Here is a 16219-nt window from a genome sequence, read left to right as displayed (position 1 = left end):
TTTTACTATTATATCGAGAGATGAGATTAGTATTTAATAATCAATTCTTTTATTAAAGCCCTTACATTAGGCTCAGCCTTTTTTGCAGCTTCCAAAACTTCATCATGGCTTATGCTTTCAATACTTTCTTCATTGCCCATATCGGTAATTACAGAAAGTCCGAAACACTCCATATTCATATGTCTTGCAACAATAACTTCAGGCACTGTAGACATTCCTACGCAATCTGCCCCAAGTATTTTCACCATCTTATATTCTGAAATTGTCTCGAACGTAGGTCCTTGCAGCCCTAAGTAAATACCGTCTTTTACTTGTATAGAAAGGTTAACGGCTATTTCTTTAGCTTTATTTATCATTTTCTGGCTGTATGCCTCATGCATGTTTACAAACCTTGGCCCAAAACGCTCATCGTTTTTACCTCTTAATGGATGCTCCGGCATAAAATTGATATGATCATAAATCAGTACAATATCACCAACTTTATAAAATGGATTCACACCCCCTGAAGCGTTGGATACAATAAGCTTTTCAACGCCAAGATATTTCATCACGCGTACAGGAAATGTTACCTCCTGCATAGTATATCCTTCATAATAATGAAAACGTCCCTGCATAGCAACAACATTGTTTTGACCTATTTTACCAAACACCAACTGTCCTCCATGTCCCTCTACAGTAGAAACAGGGAAATTTGGTATTTCGCTGTAAGGCAATGTAAATTCTATTTCAATATCTTCAGTAAATCCACCCAGACCTGATCCTAAAATAATACCATAGCGCGGCGTGAAGTTAATTTTATCTGTAATATACTTAACGGTTTCCTGTACTTTGTCCCACATACTCTAAAATAGTTTTATCAAAATCATCATTATTGGCAAGGAATCGGCTTTTTATAGGCAGATAAAACAACTTATCTTTTGGGAGTTTTCCTCTCAGCCTCATATAATCCTTTTCGGTAGTAATGATTATTTTATTATTTGATTGTTCTTTAATATCTGTCAGTTCTTTTTCGGTAAAATCATGATGATCCGGATAAGCCAAAGCGATATCGCCTGATTCTTTTAAATAGTCAAAAAATGGTTTTGGCTTGGCAATACCTGCAACTATAACTTTTTGCCTTCCTTTTATATCATCAATTTTTAATTGCCCGACTTCCGAAAATACTGCATCGTCATATTCTATACAAGTAAAATACACCTTTTGAGAAGAACTTAACCTAAGCTTATTCTTAATAACATCCTGTTCACTTTTTGATAAACCTGGCAAGCATTTAGTAACAATTACAATAGCAGCCCTGTCAGCTCCGCTCCTGCTCTCGCGAAGGTTCCCTGCAGGAAGTATAAAATCATCAGCATAAATATCACCGTAAGATGTTAGCAAAATATACAACCCCGCTTTAACCCTGCGGTGCTGGTAAGCATCATCCAGCAGCACTACTTGTGGTTGTGGCGATAATTCTAAAAGCTGCTCGATACCATTCTTCCTATCAGCATCAACTGCTACACGGATATTTGGAAATTTTTGGTAAAACTGAAAAGGCTCATCACCCAAAACATCAGCACTACTATCCATACTCCCCAAAACAAAACCCTTGGATTTTCTTTTATATCCACGGCTTAGTGTCGCCACACGATAGGTATTGGATAACAATCGGATTAAATATTCTGTTTGGGGCGTTTTACCAGTACCGCCTGTACTTAAATTGCCTATGGCAATAACGGGAACAGGAAAAGTGAATGAAGCAAACCAACCTTTATCGTAAAAAAAGTTACGCATAGCAGTTATAAGCCAATAGATTGCAGAAAACGGGAATAAAATTTTTCGTAAAAACTTCATATCGCAAAAATACACTTTTCATGATATAAAATCACTCCCGTTATTCCATAAAAAAATGCCCTGTAAAAGGGCATTTCTATTTTGAGCTATTTGAGATTATCCTCTTTTATAAAGATTGATTTCAGTCATAGTTTCGCCACCGAAAGTAGTAACAGTTTTAAGCTTTAGTTCGCCGCCTGTTAACTTTAATATTGTACTAGTTTCAGCATCAGTACCTTCACCCATAATTAAAGTGTTACCGTTCTTAGTCCATTTGTCTTCAAAAGTGTTTTTCTCGCACGTATCACCTTCAAAATCTACATATTTAGCCACACCGCCTGCAACAATTTCTGTATAATCTTTTTCACATTTTGGGTTATGTCCAGTATAATCAATTAAGATTTCTTTTCCAGAAACAACAGCACCTGTTTTAGACAGGATCCATTTTCCTTCAATTTTACCACCTGTTCCTCCACCATCATCATCTTTACTACAAGACGTTAATACAGCTCCCATTGCAAGTACAGAAAACAATACAATTTTTAAATTTTTCATTGGTTTTAAGTTATTTTGTGTTATGGCGCAAACATATAGCTTTTTTCTTAAAAAGAAAATAATAGCTAAATAATAATTAAAAAATTTAATATTAAATATGTTAATTACTAATAAAAATCTAAACATTCTATCATTTAAATGTAAGATACCATTATTAAAATATTATCTATTTTTGTATATGTTACCTCATTATTATTATAACCTATGAAAATAAAAGACATATTAACAGTAATTGAAGAAATGGCACCTTTAGCTTATGCTGAAGATTTTGACAATGTGGGCCTCCTGACAGGAAATGAAAACGACACTGCAACCGGTGTATTAGTATGTCATGACGCTCTGGAAAGTGTAATCGATGAGGCAATTGCAAAAAAATGTAATCTTATCATTTGTTTTCATCCGATCTTATTTTCAGGGCTGAAAAAAATTACCGGTAAAAATTATGTAGAGCGGGCTGTAATTAAAGCTATTAAAAATGACATCGCCATATTTGCCATACACACCGCACTGGACAATCATCAACAGGGTGTTAACAAAATATTTTGCAATGCATTAGGACTGATCAATACTAAAGTACTGATCCCAAAAGAAAACTACATTCGTAAACTGGTTACTTATACCATACCTGAAAATGTAGAGAAACTCCGCAATGCTCTTTTTGATGCCGGCGCCGGTAGTATTGGTAACTACGAGAACTGCAGTTTTAGTTCGCAGGGATTAGGCACCTATCAGGGTAACGAGAACAGCAGCCCTGTAATAGGTATACCAGGTGAATTCATTGAAGCTAAGGAAATAAAGATAGAGATAACTTTTGAAAAACATCTTGAAAGTGAAATACTTAAAGCACTATTTAACCATCATGTATATGAAGAAGTCGCTTATGAAATTTACAACCTGCAAAACCGTCACCAAAATATAGGCATGGGTATGGTTGGAGAACTTGACAACCCAATGGATGAGAAAGACTTTCTTAACTTCGTTAAAGACAAAATGCAGGCAGACGGAATTCGTCACAGTGCTTTTACTGGGCGAAAAGTACAAAAAATAGCCGTTTTGGGAGGCTCGGGTAGTTTTGCAATAAAAAATGCCATTGCTGCAGGTGCTGATGTTTTTCTTACTGCCGATCTTAAATACCATCAGTTTTATGAGGCTGAAAACAGGTTAATTATAGCTGATATTGGACATTTTGAAAGCGAACGCTATACAAAAAACTATATAGTTGATTATCTTACGAAAAAAATCCGTAATTTTGCAATCATTTTATCGGAAGAGAATACAAATCCAGTTAAGTACTTATAAATATGGCGAATATCAAGGAATTGAGTGTTGAGGACAAGTTAAGGGCACTTTATGATCTACAGTTAATTGATTCAAGAATAGACGAAATCAGGAACGTGAGAGGTGAGCTTCCTTTGGAAGTAGAAGACCTTGAGGATGAAGTTGCCGGATTAAGCACTAGGCTTGAGAAACTTAAGAGTGACCTTGAATCTATCGAAGAGCAGATCAAAGACAAAAAGAATGCTATCGATGACCACAAAGCTGCTATAAAAAAATATACTGAACAGCAAAAGAACGTACGCAACAACCGTGAGTTTAACTCTCTTACTAAAGAAGTTGAATTCCAGGAACTTGAAATACAGCTTGCAGAGAAGCATATCAAAGAAATGAAGGCTTCTATTGACCACAAAAAAGAAGTCATAGCACAATCTTCAGAAAGATTTGAAGCTAAATCTTCGCATTTAGGTCACAAAAAATCTGAACTTGATGCTATAATGAGCGAAACTCAGAAAGAAGAAAGTTTCCTTTCTGAAAAGTCTTCAGAATATGAAGCTCTTATTGAAGAAAGACTTCTTGCTGCTTACAAAAGAATCAGAACAAGCGTTAGAAACGGTCTTGCTGTAGTATCTATAGAAAGAGGTGCTTCTGCAGGTTCTTTCTTTACTATACCACCACAAACTCAAATGGAAATTGCTTCACGCAAGAAAATCATCACTGATGAGCACAGCGGAAGAATTCTTGTTGACAGTGTACTGGCAGACGAGGAAAAAGAAAAAATGGAGCAATTATTTGCAAAAATATAATATCCGAAGCCCCCGCCCGCAGCGGGGGCTTTTTTTTAGCACACAATGCAGAAGCTACTAACCTTCCTTATTTCAAAATCGCTGGGATTGTACATTAACATCCTAAGCTATATTTATCCTAAAAAAGCCAGTCGCCTGGCCTATCGCTTTTTTAGTGAACCAAGAGACGGAAGACTCTCCAAAGAAACATTACCCACTATATTACAGGAAGCTGATGCCGAAATGCTTACCCACAAGGAATTTGTTTTTCAAATGTATACATGGAAAGGCAATGACACTAAAGTATTACTTGTACACGGCTGGGAAAGTAACGCTTCGAGATGGGAACTGTTTATCCATCACCTAAAAAAATCAGGTTGTACTATTATTGCGCTCGATGCTCCTGCACACGGACTTTCATCAGGAGTAGAATTTAACGTACCCCGCTATGCCGAATTCATTGATATTGTAGTGAATAAATTCAAGCCTAATTATCTTATAGGCCATTCTTTAGGTGGTGCTACAGCATTATACTATCAATCACACTACCCAAACGATTATATTGAAAAGCTTGTATTGATTGGTTCGCCAAGCGACCTTAATACACTGCTTACAAATTATGCAGGATTACTAAGTCTGAATAGTAATGTGTTTCAATTATTGGAAAAACATTTCTTTGAACATTTCAGGATCAAGACTCATGAATTCTCGGGTGGCCTTTTCGCCTCAAAAGTGAAGATTAAAGGACTTATAGCACATGACCTAAAAGACAGTGTCGTATCTTTTAAAGAAGCCGAAAAAATTGCTGTTGGCTGGCCTAATGCCGAATTTTTAGTAACCGAAGGTCTTGGACACAGTATGCATGGCGACGAACTTTACACAAAAATTTATTCTTTCCTTTTTGGAAGATAAACAAACTACATCTTTTCTTAATCATTTACTATTGATTACGTTTTAAACTAAAAAGAAACAGTATATGGTTAGGCTTTATTTATAGCCTCCTTCTCATTAAATTATTTTATTTTTGCTTCATGGAAGATCAACTTAAACGCCTTAACAAATATATTTCTGAAACCGGTTTCTGCTCACGCAGGGAAGCCGATAAACTTATTGAAGAAGGTCGTGTTACCATAAACGGAATTGTACCCGAAATGGGAACCAAAGTAACTCCTCAGGACGAGGTGCGCATAGATGGCAAACTGGTTAAAGAAAAAACAGGAAAGCAAATCTATCTTGCTTTCAATAAACCTGCCGGTATAGAATGCACCACAAATCCTGATGTTAGAGATAATATTGTTGATTACATTAATTATCCTAAGCGTATCTTCCCTATCGGTCGATTGGATAAAGCCAGTGAGGGCCTTATTTTTATGACCGATGACGGCGATATTGTAAACAAGATACTGAGAGCCAGAAACAACCACGAAAAAGAATATATTGTTACCGTAGACAGACCTATTACTGACAGGTTTATTCAGCGTATGGGCAATGGCATACCTATTCTTGACACTATTACCCGTAAGTGCAAAGTAGAACAAATCAGCAAGTATATTTTCAGGATTGTACTGACACAAGGGCTTAACCGTCAGATCAGGCGCATGACCGAATACCTTGGCTATGAAGTTACTGCACTTAAACGTATACGAATTATCAACATATCTCTCGATGTACCGGTAGGACGTTACAGAGAGCTTACTCCTGCAGAAATTAACGAACTGAATACTCTTATAGAACCTTCTAGTAAAACGGAAGAGGCAAGCCTACCAAAAGCAGCTTCATCGAGAGATGAAAACAGCCCGGGAAAGCCTTATAACACGAACAGAAGACCTAATCAAAGGAGAAGGGATTAATTTTTTTAATTGGAAATGAAATAAGATTTACGCTTCATTACATTTCAGTCGAAATGATAATTTACTTAAGATATTAAGATCAAGTTATAGACTCAACATATCTTTGAACAATGAAGACTGACGACGGGAAATTTCGACTTCAGTGCCATTTTGCATCGTTGCTTTAAGCTTTCCATTAAACCAATTATCGACGCTCTTAATGTATTTCAGATTGATAATTTGCTGCCTGTTTGCCCGGAAGAAAAGACTTTGAGGCAAACGCTCTTCGATCTGGTTGAGTGACTTATAAATTAAAGGTTTATCATCCCTAAAATAAACTCGTGTGTAATTACCAACAATTTCAAACAGACCTATTTCGCCTATTTTTACCAGCCAGCATTTTTCGCCGTCTTTAATAAAGATCTGGCTTTCTTCTAAAAGATACGAATTGACAGTTTGCTCCTGCTCTTCTTCGCCACTATTAATTTTATCTTTTATTTTTTGAACTGCATCACCAAAACGTTTTTCGTTAATCGGCTTTAGCAGATAATCCAGAGCATTATATTCGAAAGACTTAATAGCATACTCATCAAAAGCAGTGGTAAATACAGTTACAGGAACATCGTCAAGCATTTCAAGCAGTTCGAAACCATCTTTCTCCGGCATATTAATATCCAGAAATATTAAATGCGGCTTCAATTCATTGATCAATTTATAAGCAGTATCGACATTTTCTGCCTCACCGATAACTTCCAGTTCAGGATGCATTTTTATAAGCTCTTTAAGCTCATTACGAGCCAGCCTTGAGTCTTCTACAATGATAGTTTTTATTGCATTCATACCAGCGGAATTATAATTTTAGCCTCCACAAAATTACCGTTTTCCTGTAATATAAAACTAGCCTTATTACCGTACAGCAATGACAATCTCCTTTTTATATTTTCAAGTCCAAGTCGTGTAGAGCCTTCAGTAATAGACAAACTTCCTGAGTTTTCTACTATAATGACAAGTTCATCTTTTTGCAAATCTACTTTCAGGTTTACTTCACCGCCTTCTTTTATATTACCAATACCATGTTTAACGGCATTTTCAACCAGCATTTGTATAACCATTGGTGGGATACCTATATTCAGCGTTTCACGATTTACATCGATACCAAACTTTAAACGTTCTTCGAACTGGATCTTAGAAATTTCGATGTAGTTATCTACCGTTTGCAGTTCTTCTTTTAATGAAATCGTATTCACTCCATTCTTGGTAAGACTGTAACGAAGCATTTCTGAAAGACGGGTAATCATGTCTCTGGACCTTGGCGCATCTTCCAGTATAAGCCCTCTTATATTATTAAGACTGTTAAACATGAAATGCGGGTTGATCTGTCCTTTTAGTGTATTTAGCTGTGATTCTCTCAGGTTAGATTCCAGTTCCAGCTGGCTTATTTTTACCTGATTAATATGATGATATGCCTTAATCGCTATAACAACAAACATCCAGATAATAAAAATGGTACTGAAATAAGGTACGTTTGCCGCTTTCATAAACAAAGTGGTTCCGGATGAATTTCCTGAAACTAAAGTATATGCAGCGTCTAATAAAGGCCATACAATTATACTATAAACAAATATTACAACTGCAAAGACCAAAACCATTTTCCAGATTGCCGACTTTTTCAAGTCATTAAAAACAATGAGCTTTTCTATATAATACAACAGTATGTTAGATAACGCATACGCCAAAATACCGCAAATCAATCCTTCACTGATATAATAAAATATCATGGTAGTACCATCTGTGGTAGTATCATATTTAATACGATAGGATACTTTGCTCAGTGTCAATGAACAAAGCACATATCCAATTACTCCTATCGAAGCATAAAGATGATATTTTGTTTTTTTTAATAACCTCATTGATATAGTATTCTAAAAACAGACAGGCAATGTAAACACTGCCTGACTAACTCAAATATAAGTTGATTGATTGATGATTGAACATTGACTTATTAATTCATACCACTAAAAAAATGACATGATTAAACTAACTATGGACTTTAAAACGTAAACGACTATTGTTACCATAACTTAAATTTTTTTGCCCTTAGGCGGTTGGTGATTGATTGGTGATTCAAAAGTAAAATAATATTCTCTTCAAATTTATGATTTATGACGAGTGGTAATAATTAGATGACGAATGGTCGATTATTATGTAACACGAATTCCACCTTTTTTTTTACACAATATACAATACTCAAAATATGTAAGTTATTATTTATAAAAAAAACCCAATTGCTCTCACAATCGGGTTCCTAATTTTCACATCATTAAAACAATGACACAATTAAACTAATCATAATCCTTAAAAAAGAAAAACAACTAATTACAACAGTCATATCTTTTCACTCTAACTCTGTTTCGCAATCAGCTGTTCTAAAGCAAAACAAATAGTTTCTTATGCGTTGATTGTTTTTGATGATTATTTTTTTGCCTGTAAATATTTAAGAACAGCCAATACGTTTGGAATCTCTTTTACTTTAGATTCAGTCCAAAAATATTTATCATGATAATAGGTATTATTCAGTATTACTGAAAAAACTTGTTTTGTATTATAAATCTCAAATTTCAAAGTAATCTCTTTCGTATTAAAGATATATTTTACCGTCCTATTTTTCCCTGCATCTGTTTGGAGATTAGGTATTATATAATTCTCTAACCAGATAATCATATCCCCTATTTCTTCCATTCCAATCCATGCAGTTTCTAATCCATTAATTTGCGTCATACCTTGCTGTCCAACATTAAATAATGACTCAACTGTTAAACCTAACATTTTTTCATTGGTTTTAAGATCAATTATCTCAGCTGGATAGAAAGTTACAGTTTCACCTAAACCCGATTTAAAAATAGCTTTTTCATTTGCATCCATATTAATCTGTACATAGCTTGATCTATCAATAAATTCTGAAACAGATGACAACTCTTTATTTTGAGAAAAAAATAGTTGACTTGACAATAAAGAAACTAATAGTAATAATTTATTCATAATTAGTATTTATATTTTTTTAGTTAGTTCATAAATATATAAATAAAAATCCCGATTGCTTTTACAATCGGGATTTCTATTTTAATTACGTCAGCTAATCACCTCAAAAGGTCAACTTTTTTAAGTTCATAGCTTCGCTCTATAGTATCACCTCTCATTGTTTTTATTTTTATAAAATCTTCTTTAAAGGATGAATTCAATAGCTCACACCATCTTTCCTGGCTAATGTTTTTTGCATCCTCGTCATTTATAGCCGTAATAACGTCTCCTAAAGCAATTCCTTTTAACTTAGCCTCACTCTCATCCCAAAGCAATGCAATTGTAATTTTTCCATCTATAAAAAGCGGACTAAAACCAAACGTATTATATACTGCCGCTTCATTCGTTTTTGCATTACTTAAATAGAGTTTATGCTTTGCCCAATTAATGATAATTTCCCCGCTATTTTTTAAAAGTGCATTTCCTATCAAAATACCGGGACTTGAATTAACTTTTACTTCAACATCTTTTACAAAGTAATTACCTATATGAATACTATCCATTAATCCAACATGTTCTGTTTCGGGAGTACTTTCATATATACTTAGTGAACTTTTACCAAAACCTTTATTAAGCTTAATTTCTTTACTTTTTCTATTTTTAAAAAACAAACTGTCAGGTATAGACAAAGAGCCATTATAACCTGTATCCATAAGAGCTAAATAATAATACTGACCCATGTAGGTTTTAAGTATCGGACTACCGGAAAAGTTCTCTTCAAAATCTATTTCACTAAAATCACCCACTGGTTTTATTTTCTTATCAGAAAACAGCAGCTTCTTATTTGTATAATCAATTTTCCAATTACAGGTACGCAGTAAATTTGCACCAATTATACCATCTAATTTAACACAGAAAAGCTTTTCAAACCTGGACAGATCGGTAACAACAGTAGCTACTGAATTAAATTTCACACTACCAATTTGTACACTACCCAAATTATAAAATTGCTCTACGTTTTCTTTACCACCTCCATCTATCAATGCATTACTAAACAATACTTTTGGTTTTAACCTTTCCTGCAGTTCTGTAGAAATAACCGTTACTGCACCGGTATCAAACAAAAAATGATAGGTTTTGCCTTCTATAATTACCTGAATTACTATTTGATCTCTTTTATCCGTAAAATCAATAGTTTCGGTAAAATTCTTTTTCTCTGCCTGTACAGCAAATAAATATTTGTCCCTGTTTTTATAAGCTTTTTTTATTTCCTGTGCTGTTTGAGACATCAGTAGTACAGGTACAAACAAGAGGGCTAATAGTAAAAAACGTTTCAGCATATGATATAATTTGAATGATAAATATACTTATTATCAATTCATAAAAAAACCGATTGTAAGAACAATCGGCTTTTTTATTTTATATAACTAAGAAGATTACTTACCTAAAGCAGTCTTTCTCATTTCTCTTGCAAGCAAAGTATTTTTAAGAAGCATAGCAATTGTCATTGGCCCAACACCACCCGGAACCGGAGTAATGAAAGATGCTTTTTTGCTTACGTTCTCAAAATCTACATCACCTGTAATTCTGTATCCTTTTTCAGTAGTATCATCAGCAACACGCGTAATACCAACGTCAATTACTACCACATCGTCCTTAACCATTTCAGCTTTAAGGTAATTTGGCACTCCTAGTGCAGTGATAATAATATCGGCTTGTGTTGTTATCTGCGCTATATTTTTAGTATGGCTGTGTGTTAGCGTTACTGTAGAGTTTCCAGGGAAACCTTTACGTCCCATAAGAATACTCATTGGACGGCCTACAATATGGCTGCGGCCAATAACTACAGTATGCTTACCCGCAGTTTCTACATTATAACGCTCTAAAAGCTCAAGAATACCAAATGGAGTAGCCGGAATAAATGTTGTCATATCTAACGCCATTTTACCAAAGTTCTCCGGGTGGAAACCATCAACATCTTTACTAGGGTCGATAGCCATAAGCACTTTTTGGTCGTCAATTTGTTTTGGCAATGGTAACTGTACTATAAAACCATCAATATTATCGTCCTGATTAAGTCCTTCAATTACTTTTAAAAGCTCAAGTTCAGATATTGTACTTGGCAATTTAACTAATGTAGACTCAAATCCTACACGTTCGCAGGCTTTTACTTTGCTTCCTACATATGTAAGGCTGGCTCCGTCGTTACCTACAATAACCGCTGCTAGGTGAGGTACTTTTTCGCCGTTAGCTTTCATTTTATTTACAACTTCGGCAATCTCATTCTTAATGTCTTCCGAAATCTTTTTTCCGTCTAATAACTGCATTCCTTTTTGTTTTATTTTGAATAGATGTTTTCTTCATTACCTGCCAAAGGCAATTATTTTCAATAAAAAAAGACGCGATGAATCGCGCCTCAGTATTTTTAAGGTCTCATGCCTTTCATTCCGCCCATCATTCGCATCAGGTTTTTTCCTCCGCCGCCCTGCATCATTTTCATCATCTTGCTCATCTGATCAAACTGCTTTAGCAACTGGTTTACCTGCTGAATAGAAGTACCCGACCCTTTTGCGATCCTGGTTTTTCTTTTTGCGTCAAGAATAGCTGGTTTTGTTCTTTCTACCGGTGTCATAGAATGGATAATAGCTTCGATGTGTTTAAAGGCATCGTCTTCTATTTCTACATCTTTTAACGCTTTTCCTGCACCCGGTATCATGCCAACAAGGTCTTTCATGTTACCCATTTTCTTAACCTGCTGTATTTGCGAAAGGAAATCATCAAAACCAAATTCGTTCTTAGCGATCTTCTTTTGTAATTTTCTTGCCTCTTCTTCGTCATACTGCTCCTGAGCTCTTTCTACAAGCGACACAACGTCACCCATACCAAGAATACGTTCGGCCATACGATTTGGATAGAAAACATCGATAGCTTCCATTTTTTCACCTGTACCAATAAACTTGATAGGCTTGTCTACTACCGATTTAATTGAGATAGCTGCACCACCACGGGTATCACCATCTAATTTTGTAAGGATAACACCGTCAAAGTTTAACCTGTCGTTAAATGCTTTTGCAGTATTTACCGCATCCTGACCTGTCATGGCATCTACCACAAACAAGGTTTCATGAGGTTCTATAGCTTTATGAACGTTTGCGATCTCGTTCATCATTTCTTCATCTACAGCAAGACGACCCGCAGTATCGACAATAACTACGTTAAATCCGTTTGCTTTAGCATACTTAATAGCGTTTTGTGCAATCTCAACAGGGTTTTTATTTCCCTCTTCAGAGTATACCTCTACACCTATCTGCCCACCTACTACATGTAACTGGTTAATAGCCGCCGGGCGATAAATATCACACGCTACTAATAATGGCTTTTTATTTTTCTTCGTTTTAAGGAAATTAGCCAGCTTTCCTGAGAAAGTAGTCTTACCAGAACCCTGTAAACCTGACATTAATATAACTGTAGGCGCCCCCGAAAGGTTAATACCCGCAGCATCGCCACCCATCAGTTCTGTAAGCTCGTCTTTAACAAGCTTTACCATTAACTGGCCCGGCTGTAATGTAGTTAATACATTTTCGCCAATTGCTTTTTCTTTTACTTTGGTAGTAAAATCTTTAGCAATCTTAAAGTTAACGTCGGCATCTAATAATGCCCTACGAACTTCTTTAAGGGTATCAGCAACATTTACCTCGGTTATCTTTCCGTGCCCTTTAAGTATATGAAAGGCCTTATCTAATTTATCACTTAAATTATCGAACATAAAATTCAGGGTTTCTTTATAGAGGTGCAAATTTAAGAATTTGATTCTTAAGTTGCAGGGTTTACGGCAATAAAAAAACAGTTCTTATAACAGTTGATTATTATACTGAATATAAACGGGTAGAGTTAAGAAAAATGCAGCTTAAAAAGCAGCACAGTTTTTATACCATTTAATTGCTCATTTTACTTTTAAAAATCTTATTTTTTATTTTCTGACAAGATTTGTCTTCTCATTAATCATATAGGCTTAAAAATTGAAAAACCGACCTGGGAAGTGGTCGGTTTTTCGTGGAAAAAACTTGAATATTTAAAAAAACACAACTATTCTAAACATGTGTTGCAATCGCCCTCCAGGTTAAATAATACCTGAACCTCTTCTGGTGACAACAATCTTTTATAAACCCTAAGGTCATCCATAAAACCTTTAAAGTTATTACCAATGTAATAATCCATTGTTTGGGTTCCTATTTGTGCCGGAGACAATTCTGCACTATTACGCAGTTGTCCGTCACGATATAACTTTACAGTATTAAAAACATCTACAGTTACAACCAAGTGATGCCAGTTTGTAACATCTGTTGGTAATACAGCACTATTGCTCCATTCTATATCTTTAACATTTACTGCTCCTGCTCTAAACATTGGCGCATTTAAATTGAAAATAGAAAGTTCAAATCCTTCTCCACTCATGTTTCCTTTTGTAAACAGGTTTTCAAGATCATCATTGTTAACATTCTGCATCCTCAACCAAAGGCTTATACTAAACGGATCGTTCTGAACAATTCCGTTACTATCATTTTTTGGTATATGTAAGAACTGCGTTCCGTTGAACACTATTGCACAATTTTGGTTACCATTCCTATCTGTAGTAAAAGCAATGTCCGATTGAAAATTAACCGCATTTCCTTTAAGTTCTTTTACTAATCCATTAGAAAAAGGCATATATATAAGTAAGTCGTTTACTAATACACCCGGATTTGTACATCCACCCTCCTTACATCCCTGAAGTGCATCCGTAACCGCCTCAAGGAATTTGTTATTATTTTTAACTGTAACCCCAGCTCCTTTGTTAACATTTAGTGACAATGGATAGCTTATCGAATAATACTCACTAGAGCTAAGGTTTTGCAAAGTTGTAAACAGCTCTGCATTATTTTTAAGAACATAAGTATTCTGCATTTTAAAGCCACTGTCATAACCGTAAATGGTAATTGGATAGGCTATTGAGACACAACTGGTCCCAATATACTCCGGAATGCCTGTACAGGCACTCACTAATGCATCATATTCCTGTTGGTTATTTACAACAACTTCTTTATAATCGCTGTAAACTACCGTTACAGGAAATGTGAATATCACTTTATCATCATCTAAAGAACTTACATTAAATACCGCTTCTACCTTTGCATAATCATTTTCATTGGAAACAACCATCTGCTGATCGTTTACAAGTACCCGAACCGGCAGCTTAATATTAAAACAACTGATTTTATCAATTGCATTATCAATATCTGTTTCATTAACAGACATAGACATTAAAGTTGTTGTTAATGTTGATTTATGACTTAGTGCCTCTGTATTTTCACTAATAGAATCTTCCTGACAGGAAGTTATCAATAATGAAGCGACTAAAACAGCAAGCAAGCCTTTTATCATTTATATATACAGTTTATTTATACTGTAACAGTTTATTTTAAAAACACCCTACCATTATGTCAAAAAAAACTTTAAAAAAACCAGCCTTTAAAGACTGGTCCTAAAGAATTTGAGTTCTTTTCCATATACTACAGCCTCTGCAAAGGCATATATTTCTTATCAAACTGCATACTCAATTAGCAGTATACTACTATAAAACATTTCATGTTAAAAACACCCTACCCGTGTTTACACAATTTTGCGAAAAAAGACCGACTTGAAAAGCCGGCTTCTTTCACCCTCAAATTAATTCTTTTCAAATGTTAGGTAATCTGTACCTCCATTACCACCGCTTATATCAACAAGTTTTATCCTGGTACTAGTTTTTTCCAGAATATCCCAATCATCACTAAGATCAGCAAATGTTTCCGGAGACAGGAAACCTATATTAAAATCAATATCACTGGTACTATTATCATCATCACTGCTATTGTCTTTAGTGACCGACCATGTACCGGTATATATAGCAACTCCACCTGTGGCAGTAAGCACATTGTTAGCGCCAAAAGTAAACGTGTAGCCTTCAAAATGCTGTGTGTGAGTATTTCCGTCTTCTACAAAACTTGCAATTCTCCATGTCCCTGATTTAACAACGTTTGTTACTTCAGTAATGTTCCCATTTGCATTTGTTGTTGACGGACTATCGTCTCCCGAGCATGATAAAACCCCTAAAGCAACCATTCCTGCTACCAGCACATTCAGCTTCTTCATGTTATATAAATATTTAAAGGTTAACTAATTTTATGCAAGAAAAGCATATCCCATGACATAGTAAGAACAAAATGAGCATTTGGTATTTTTGAATTAGAATTCGCCTGTTTCAATTTAGTATCTGCTAAACAAATAACACTTACCTATTGCCTCCCAATAATTTTTTCGCATATTTGCGAGCTTCAGACGTGTTTTTTTCATAATTTACACCCCACCTTTATAAGCCAAAATGAAAGACAATTCACTAAAAGGAATTTGTGAAGAAATTACTTTTTCTAATTTTTTCAAAAGCCACGCAAAAGCATTGCGCAATTATCTGTATTATAAATACGGTAATGAAGAGCAGGCTGGTGACGCTACACAGGAGGCTTTTATAAAGCTATGGGAAAACTGCGCCAATGTTCCATTGGAAAAAGCAAAATCGTTTTTATACACTGTAGCAAACAATACTACCCTAAACCATTTAGCCCATCAAAAAGTAGTATTGGAATATTCAAAGAAAAGCCCGCCAAAAAGTACTGACACACAAAGTCCTGAATTTTTAATGGAGGAAGATCAGTTTAAAGTAAAGCTGCAAAATGCCATTGCTAAACTTACCGAAGCACAGCGCACCGCTTTTTTATTACACCGGATCGATGGTAAGAAATATCATGAAATTGCTGAGATATTAGGCATTAGTGTTAAGGCTGTAGAGAAAAGACTTCATGGCGCATTAGTAGAATTAAGAAAAGAAATTGAGAACCTTAGGTAGGGAATTTTAAACTATAACTG

16 protein-coding genes are annotated in these 16219 nt (G+C 35.1%); 5 read left to right on the top strand and 11 right to left on the bottom strand.

Features of this window, described 5'->3' with window-relative positions; translation table 11 throughout:
* Positions 1-26: 26 nt before the first annotated feature.
* From EPI11_RS04440 to EPI11_RS04430, 3 genes are all read right to left on the bottom strand, one after another.
* The gene (locus tag EPI11_RS04440) at positions 27-839 is read right to left on the bottom strand and encodes a purine-nucleoside phosphorylase (RefSeq protein WP_128388745.1); all 813 of its coding nucleotides are present in this window, start codon (positions 837-839) and stop codon (positions 27-29) included.
* A complete protein-coding gene (gene lpxK / locus EPI11_RS04435) occupies positions 811-1836 on the bottom strand; it encodes a tetraacyldisaccharide 4'-kinase (RefSeq protein WP_128388744.1) in 1026 nt (341 codons plus the stop codon). Before lpxK ends, EPI11_RS04440 begins: the two co-directional genes overlap by 29 nt.
* Before the next feature lie 96 nt (positions 1837-1932).
* Positions 1933-2370, bottom strand: coding sequence for a hypothetical protein (locus tag EPI11_RS04430; protein WP_128388743.1), 438 nt, complete (start codon positions 2368-2370; stop codon positions 1933-1935).
* Between the two features lie 204 nt (positions 2371-2574).
* Between EPI11_RS04430 and EPI11_RS04425 the strand changes: the two genes are divergently transcribed.
* The 4 genes from EPI11_RS04425 to rluF all read left to right on the top strand — a co-directional run bounded on the left by EPI11_RS04425 (position 2575) and on the right by rluF (position 6280).
* A complete protein-coding gene (locus tag EPI11_RS04425; protein ID WP_128388742.1) occupies positions 2575-3669 on the top strand; it encodes a Nif3-like dinuclear metal center hexameric protein in 1095 nt (364 codons plus the stop codon).
* Positions 3670-3671: 2 nt separating this feature from the next.
* Entirely contained in the window at positions 3672-4451 is a 780-nt protein-coding gene (locus EPI11_RS04420) for a zinc ribbon domain-containing protein (RefSeq protein WP_128388741.1), read from the top strand.
* 45 nt (positions 4452-4496) lie between these two features.
* Complete coding sequence (locus EPI11_RS04415; RefSeq protein WP_128388740.1) at positions 4497-5342, top strand: alpha/beta hydrolase; 846 nt, start codon at positions 4497-4499, stop codon at positions 5340-5342.
* Positions 5343-5461: 119 nt separating this feature from the next.
* A complete protein-coding gene (gene rluF, locus EPI11_RS04410; protein WP_128388739.1) occupies positions 5462-6280 on the top strand; it encodes a 23S rRNA pseudouridine(2604) synthase RluF in 819 nt (272 codons plus the stop codon).
* Between the two features lie 84 nt (positions 6281-6364).
* On the opposite strand, the gene EPI11_RS04405 is transcribed toward rluF, so the two are convergent.
* The 8 genes from EPI11_RS04405 to EPI11_RS04370 all read right to left on the bottom strand — a co-directional run bounded on the left by EPI11_RS04405 (position 6365) and on the right by EPI11_RS04370 (position 15448).
* Positions 6365-7099, bottom strand: a complete 735-nt coding sequence (locus tag EPI11_RS04405; protein WP_128388738.1) for a LytR/AlgR family response regulator transcription factor — start codon at positions 7097-7099, stop codon at positions 6365-6367.
* The gene (locus tag EPI11_RS04400) at positions 7096-8169 is read right to left on the bottom strand and encodes a sensor histidine kinase (RefSeq protein ID WP_128388737.1); all 1074 of its coding nucleotides are present in this window, start codon (positions 8167-8169) and stop codon (positions 7096-7098) included. The genes EPI11_RS04405 and EPI11_RS04400 overlap by 4 nt, the downstream gene beginning before the upstream one ends.
* Positions 8170-8731: 562 nt before the next feature.
* A complete protein-coding gene (locus EPI11_RS04395; protein WP_128388736.1) occupies positions 8732-9298 on the bottom strand; it encodes a hypothetical protein in 567 nt (188 codons plus the stop codon).
* A 98-nt stretch (positions 9299-9396) separates the two neighbouring features.
* Complete coding sequence (locus EPI11_RS04390) at positions 9397-10617, bottom strand: retropepsin-like aspartic protease (protein ID WP_128388735.1); 1221 nt, start codon at positions 10615-10617, stop codon at positions 9397-9399.
* A gap of 96 nt (positions 10618-10713) precedes the next feature.
* Positions 10714-11604: a bifunctional 5,10-methylenetetrahydrofolate dehydrogenase/5,10-methenyltetrahydrofolate cyclohydrolase gene (locus EPI11_RS04385; RefSeq protein WP_128388734.1), complete on the bottom strand. Its 891-nt coding sequence runs from the start codon at positions 11602-11604 to the stop codon at positions 10714-10716.
* Between the two features lie 98 nt (positions 11605-11702).
* Positions 11703-13043 carry a signal recognition particle protein gene (gene ffh / locus EPI11_RS04380; RefSeq protein WP_128388733.1) on the bottom strand — a complete coding sequence of 447 codons (1341 nt, stop codon included), beginning with the start codon at positions 13041-13043 and terminating at the stop codon, positions 11703-11705.
* Positions 13044-13363: 320 nt separating this feature from the next.
* Positions 13364-14698, bottom strand: coding sequence for a LamG domain-containing protein (locus EPI11_RS04375; protein WP_128388732.1), 1335 nt, complete (start codon positions 14696-14698; stop codon positions 13364-13366).
* A gap of 285 nt (positions 14699-14983) precedes the next feature.
* Positions 14984-15448 (bottom strand): hypothetical protein, encoded by a 465-nt coding sequence (locus tag EPI11_RS04370; RefSeq protein ID WP_241657578.1) that lies wholly within the window; start codon positions 15446-15448, stop codon positions 14984-14986.
* Positions 15449-15677: 229 nt separating this feature from the next.
* Between EPI11_RS04370 and EPI11_RS04365 the strand changes: the two genes are divergently transcribed.
* On the top strand, positions 15678-16199 hold the full coding sequence (locus EPI11_RS04365; protein ID WP_128388731.1) for an RNA polymerase sigma factor: 522 nt from the start codon (positions 15678-15680) through the stop codon (positions 16197-16199).
* Positions 16200-16219 lie beyond the last annotated feature (20 nt).

Source organism: Flavobacterium cerinum (genome assembly GCF_004028155.1).
In the GTDB taxonomy this organism is placed as follows: Bacteria; Bacteroidota; Bacteroidia; order Flavobacteriales; family Flavobacteriaceae; genus Flavobacterium; species Flavobacterium cerinum.
The sequence above is the reverse complement of the archived record's forward strand: the minus strand, read 5'-3'. Positions and strand labels throughout refer to the sequence as shown.

Coding starts and splice junctions, on each gene's coding strand:
- EPI11_RS04440 (WP_128388745.1), bottom strand. CDS start 839: ATGTGGGACAAAGTACAGGAAACCGTTAAGTATATTACAGATAAAATT.
- lpxK (WP_128388744.1), bottom strand. CDS start 1,836: ATGAAGTTTTTACGAAAAATTTTATTCCCGTTTTCTGCAATCTATTGG.
- EPI11_RS04430 (WP_128388743.1), bottom strand. CDS start 2,370: ATGAAAAATTTAAAAATTGTATTGTTTTCTGTACTTGCAATGGGAGCT.
- EPI11_RS04425 (WP_128388742.1), top strand. CDS start 2,575: ATGAAAATAAAAGACATATTAACAGTAATTGAAGAAATGGCACCTTTA.
- EPI11_RS04420 (WP_128388741.1), top strand. CDS start 3,672: ATGGCGAATATCAAGGAATTGAGTGTTGAGGACAAGTTAAGGGCACTT.
- EPI11_RS04415 (WP_128388740.1), top strand. CDS start 4,497: ATGCAGAAGCTACTAACCTTCCTTATTTCAAAATCGCTGGGATTGTAC.
- rluF (WP_128388739.1), top strand. CDS start 5,462: ATGGAAGATCAACTTAAACGCCTTAACAAATATATTTCTGAAACCGGT.
- EPI11_RS04405 (WP_128388738.1), bottom strand. CDS start 7,099: ATGAATGCAATAAAAACTATCATTGTAGAAGACTCAAGGCTGGCTCGT.
- EPI11_RS04400 (WP_128388737.1), bottom strand. CDS start 8,169: ATGAGGTTATTAAAAAAAACAAAATATCATCTTTATGCTTCGATAGGA.
- EPI11_RS04395 (WP_128388736.1), bottom strand. CDS start 9,298: ATGAATAAATTATTACTATTAGTTTCTTTATTGTCAAGTCAACTATTT.
- EPI11_RS04390 (WP_128388735.1), bottom strand. CDS start 10,617: ATGCTGAAACGTTTTTTACTATTAGCCCTCTTGTTTGTACCTGTACTA.
- EPI11_RS04385 (WP_128388734.1), bottom strand. CDS start 11,604: ATGCAGTTATTAGACGGAAAAAAGATTTCGGAAGACATTAAGAATGAG.
- ffh (WP_128388733.1), bottom strand. CDS start 13,043: ATGTTCGATAATTTAAGTGATAAATTAGATAAGGCCTTTCATATACTT.
- EPI11_RS04375 (WP_128388732.1), bottom strand. CDS start 14,698: ATGATAAAAGGCTTGCTTGCTGTTTTAGTCGCTTCATTATTGATAACT.
- EPI11_RS04370 (WP_241657578.1), bottom strand. CDS start 15,448: ATGAAGAAGCTGAATGTGCTGGTAGCAGGAATGGTTGCTTTAGGGGTT.
- EPI11_RS04365 (WP_128388731.1), top strand. CDS start 15,678: ATGAAAGACAATTCACTAAAAGGAATTTGTGAAGAAATTACTTTTTCT.